Below are 3,418 nucleotides of genomic sequence, written 5' to 3'. Positions count from 1 at the left end.
CAGGCCTTGGATCGCGACGATCGCGGACTCGGCGCGGTACGGACCGGTGAGCACCCGGGTGTAGTCGCCGTCCTCGGTGGCCGGGTCGAACGGCCAGTAGGTGTGCAGGGTCAGGTAGTCGATGTGGTCCCACGCCTCCCGCAGCAGCGCGAGGTTCCAGTCGATCGACTGGGTTGGCTCGAAGCAGCCGATCGCGAGCACCTTCAGCGCCGGGTCGATCCGCTTGATCGCTTTCGCCCATTCGCGGCAGCGGTCGGCGTTCTGCCGCGGGTCGAGCTGGCCCAGTTCCCAGGCGCCCCATTCCTCGTTGCCGATCTGCCAGTACCGGACGTCGAACGGTTCGTCGTACCCGTGCGCGCGGCGCAGGTTCGCGTAGACCGAGTCTCCGGTGCCGTTGCAGTACTCGACCCAGGCGAGCGCCTCGCGGAGCGAGCCGGTGCCGGTGTTCAGGTTGATCTGCGGCTCGGCGCCGATCCGCCGGCAGTACGCGACGAACTCCGCCGTACCGAAGCCGTTGCCGACGTCGTACCCGAAGTGCCAGTCGACGGTCCGCTCCCGGTCCGGACCGACCCCGCGTTCCCATTCGTACGACGTCCCGGTGCAGCCGCCCGGCCAGCGGACCACCGGCGCGCCGAGCTCCGCGATTGCGTCGACGACCGTACGGCGCAACCCGTCGGGGCCTGCGTCCGGGTGGCCGGGGTGGTGCAGCGCCTCGTCGGCCACCCAGCGGCGGCGGGACAGGAACTGCCCGTAGATCTCCGGGCGGATCGTCGCGCCGGCCGTCCCCCGCAGCGTGAACGTCGCCTCTGTACGCACGGCCGGCCTCCCTTCCGCAATTTTCTTTGAGTTGAAGATAATTGGCCCGGATCGAGGGTGTCAACGTGTCCGGACGGCCCGGGCGTGCTAGAACCGTTCCCATGAAGGAGTTCACGCGTTCTGCGCAGATCGGCGACCTCCGGCAGCAGAACTACTCGACGATCATGCGTGAGCTGATGCGCTCCGGCCCGACCGCCCGCACCGACCTGGCGGCCGCGATCGGCATGTCCACCGGCTCGGTCACCCGGCTGACCGGGGCGCTGGTCCGCTCCGGCCTGGTCCGCGAGTCCCCCGAGCCGGCCCAGCGTGGCACCGGCCGCCCGAAGGTGCCGGTCGCGATCGACGAGTCGACGTACGGCGTGATCGGGGTGCACTTCGGGCTGCACCGGGTCAACATCTGCCTGATCGACCTCCGCGGGCAACTGCTCGCGGAGACGCACACGTCGGAGCGTACGACGAGCTTCAGCCGGCTCGTCCGCAGCGCGGCACGCTCGGTGCGGAAGGTGATCGACGGGCACGGCGTGACCGTGCTCGGGATCGGCGCGAGCACCGGCGGGTGGGTCGACAGCGCGGCCGGGCTGGTCCACAGTCAGCCGGTCCTCGACTGGCAGGACGCGCCGCTCGCCGCGGCCTTGCAGGAGCTCGTCGAGCTGCCGGTGATCGTCGATTCGCAGGTGCGCGCGCTGGCACTCGCGGAGCATTGGTTCGGCGCGGCGGTCGGCGTCGACAACTTCATCCACCTGTTCGTCGGGAATGTCGCCGGTGCGGGATTCGTGTTCAACGGCTCGCCGTACCGCGGGGAGCATTCGGCGGCCGGCGGTCTCGACCACTTCCCGGTCCCCGGGCGGTCCGGCGAGCCGTGCACGTGCGGCAGCCGCAACTGTTTCGCGGTCGTCGCCGGGGACCTCGAGGTCGCCCGGCGGGCCCGCGCGGCCGGGCTGATCACCGACGACCAGGAGGTGTACGACGTGTTCGACCTGGCGGTGAACGGCGACCCGCGCGCCCGCCGCCTGCTGCACGACCGGGCCGCCCTCGTCGGTAGCGCGACCGCCACGCTGATCGAGCTGCTGGATCCGGAGCTGGTCGTGATCGGCGGCGGGATCACCGCCCCGTTCGACCAGGTCCCGGTGCTGCGCGACGCGGCGCTGGCCAAGCTCGGGGCCGACCGTGGCGGCGATGCCCCGGCGCGGATCCGGGCCAGCGCGTTCGGCCCGCAGGGGCTCGGTATCGCCGCCGCGGCGATCATGCTCGACGCCGTCTACCGCTCCCCCGAGGCACTCGTCCCCGCGCTGGCCTAGCACTCGCTCAAGCCGGCTGGTTCGGCATCGCCGCGCGGGCCGCGAGTACGTCGCCGTACGGGATCACGCCGACCGCGTCAGCCCAGTGCTGCCAGCGGTCGACCAGGTCCTTCACAACATCCGGCTCGGCTTCGGACAGGTCGTGGCTCTCGCTCCGGTCGGTCGCCAGGTCGTACAGCTCCCACGGGCCCTCGTACTCCCGGACCAGCTTCCACCGCCCCGACCGCACGGCAGCGTTGCCGATGTGCTCCCAGAACAGGTCGTGCTCGTCGGCCGGACCGCCACGCAGCAGCCCGAGCATGCTCCGGCCCGTCGGTGTCGTCAGCTCGATCCCGTCGCGCTCGGTCAGCGCCGGTACGCCCGTTGCCTCGAGCAACGTCGGCGCGATGTCGGTCAGCTGGTTCGGCGCGTCCAGCACGGTCTCGGTCAGCCCACCCGCCGGCCACGACACGATCAACGGTGTCGCGATACCGCCTTCGTGCACCCATCGCTTGTACAACCGGAACGGCGTGTTCGACAGGTTCGCCCACGCCTGCCCGTAGCTCGTGTACGTGTCCGCCGTCCCCGGCCGGATCTCCGGCGTGTTGCCGACCTTCATCGGCGTACCGTCCGGAGCGCTCGGCGGGATGATCAGGTGGTGCCGCCGGAACTCCTGCGCACCCTCGGCATCGCTGCGCAGCTCCTCAGCGCATCCGCCGTTGTCCGACAGGAACACCACGATCGTGTTCTCCCGTTGCCCGGTCTCGTCAAGCGCCTGCAGGATGGTCCCGACCGCACGGTCCATCGCCCGGACCTGCGCGGCGTACGCCTCCATCCGCTCCAACTGCCACCGCTGCTCGGGCTCGTCCTCCCATGCCGGTACGTCGGGATCGCGCCGATCGAGTGTCGCGTCCGCCGCGCAGATGCCCGCGTCGAGCTGGCGCTGCCGGCGACGCGTCCGCAGTACGTCCCAGCCCTCGTCGAACGCGCCACGGGTCTGCGCCAGGTCGGACTCCTTCGCGTGCAGCGGCCAGTGCGGCGCGGTGAACGCGACGTACCCGAAGAACGGCCGGTCCGCCTCGCGGATCGCGGCCGCCGCGTGCTCGCCGATCTCGTCGGTGTAGTAGAAGTCCGGCCCGAGAGCGGACAACGGTACGGGCGTCTCGCCGTCGTGCAGCGTGGTCGTCTGGAAGTAGCTGCCCGCCCCGCTGATCGTCCCCCAGAAACGCTCGAACCCGCGCCGCGTCGGCCAGGTGTCCGAGGGTTGCTCGCGCTCGTTCGCGAGGTGCCACTTGCCGGTCATCTGCGTGTGGTAGCCGGCGGCG

At 71.1% G+C, this 3,418-nt stretch carries 2 protein-coding genes and 1 pseudogene; 1 reads left to right on the top strand and 2 read right to left on the bottom strand.

Annotated features, from left to right (window positions below; genetic code table 11):
- Window positions 1-816: pseudogene (locus tag VFF46_RS25880) on the bottom strand (hypothetical protein); the annotation flags it as partial.
- Between the two features lie 101 nt (window positions 817-917).
- Here VFF46_RS25880 and VFF46_RS25875 point away from each other — a divergent pair.
- Entirely contained in the window at window positions 918-2,114 is a 1,197-nt protein-coding gene (locus tag VFF46_RS25875) for an ROK family transcriptional regulator (RefSeq protein WP_325039811.1), read from the top strand.
- A gap of 7 nt (window positions 2,115-2,121) precedes the next feature.
- Here the strand turns inward: VFF46_RS25875 and VFF46_RS25870 are convergent.
- Window positions 2,122-3,418 (bottom strand): sulfatase-like hydrolase/transferase (locus tag VFF46_RS25870; RefSeq protein WP_325039810.1); only part of this gene is annotated, 1,297 nt, incomplete at its 5' end.

Origin of the sequence: Kribbella sp., assembly GCF_035655035.1 — a bacterium.
Lineage (GTDB): Bacteria > Actinomycetota > Actinomycetes > Propionibacteriales > Kribbellaceae > Kribbella.
Note: the sequence above shows the minus strand (reverse complement) of the source record. Positions and strands in the feature narration are given on the sequence as shown.

Bases quoted from the DNA above. Each gene is read 5' to 3' on its own strand.
- VFF46_RS25875 (WP_325039811.1), top strand. From the start codon at position 918: ATGAAGGAGTTCACGCGTTCTGCGCAGATCGGCGACCTCCGGCAGCAG.